The organism is Treponema endosymbiont of Eucomonympha sp., from assembly GCF_001028545.1.
Genome location: NZ_BBPW01000232.1, coordinates 1 through 952, shown reverse-complemented (window position 1 = coordinate 952; position 952 = coordinate 1). Strand labels below are relative to the sequence as shown.

General features: G+C 55.4%; 1 protein-coding gene. It reads left to right on the top strand.

What is annotated here, in order from left to right; translation table 11 throughout:
* Positions 1-30: 30 nt before the first annotated feature.
* Positions 31-492, top strand: coding sequence for a hypothetical protein (locus AWU74_RS06185; RefSeq protein ID WP_059369977.1), 462 nt, complete (start codon positions 31-33; stop codon positions 490-492).
* Positions 493-952 lie beyond the last annotated feature (460 nt).

Below are 952 nucleotides of genomic sequence, written 5' to 3'. Positions count from 1 at the left end.
GCGCAAGATTTCTATGGTACGGAGGTTTAGGTGAGAAAGACTGTATTTTGGGCGGCGGTTTTCGCGCTGGCGTTTGCTCTTGCTATCGGCGGTTGCGACCTGCTGCAAAAAGCACGGGAGGCGGTAAGCGGCGGGGCGGGGGACACGATAGTAAAAGACAATCCCGATGACACGGCGGTATCGGTATCCTTCAACGGCGTGTATGCGAACGGCGGTTTTGAAAATGAACCGACCACGACGAGGCTAGATCTCTGGTTCAGCAAAACCGTTGCAGGCTTGACGGCGGCGGACATTACGCTCATAGATACCGGCGGCACCGGCATTCAGAAAGGCGAGTTGACGGTTCTCGACGATGCCGCCCAATACTACCGGCTTGCGGTGAGCGGCATTGGCGGAAAGGGCGATGTCACGGTGAAGGTAGCAGCACCGGCAGGTATTTTCTTTGCGCAGGAGCAGGTGCGCACGGTACGGGTGGTGTACGGTCCGGAATAGCCGTTTTGCCGCCTAAAACAGGGTGCAGGGCGGCATAAGCGGCGTTTACAAACGCTCGGTCGATATAAACCACCACCCAGCGCAAACGGACGCTGCAAATGCCCTCTATGCGCGTATGGAAGGCACAATGCCGGTAAGTCGGTCAGGGTAAGTAAGGTAGGGAAACCTCTAGGGAAAAACTTACCTTACTTACCTTTTGGTTGGTAAGCCCGGACGCTGCCGACCTGCCGGAGACACGACAGGCGAGACGCGCTCTACAGACGCTCTAATGGCGTTTTACGACATTTTGTCATCGTGGGAACGGACAGACAGCGGATTGAAGACGGTTTTCGCCCGCCGCGGCAACACAGCGCGGCGGTTTTTTATGCCCCGGCAACTTCCCCGCAGACTGCAAAACCACTGAAAAAGACGCGGGTACTTATAAACAAAGTTATAAACTCGTATACGCTTGACAAGTAAA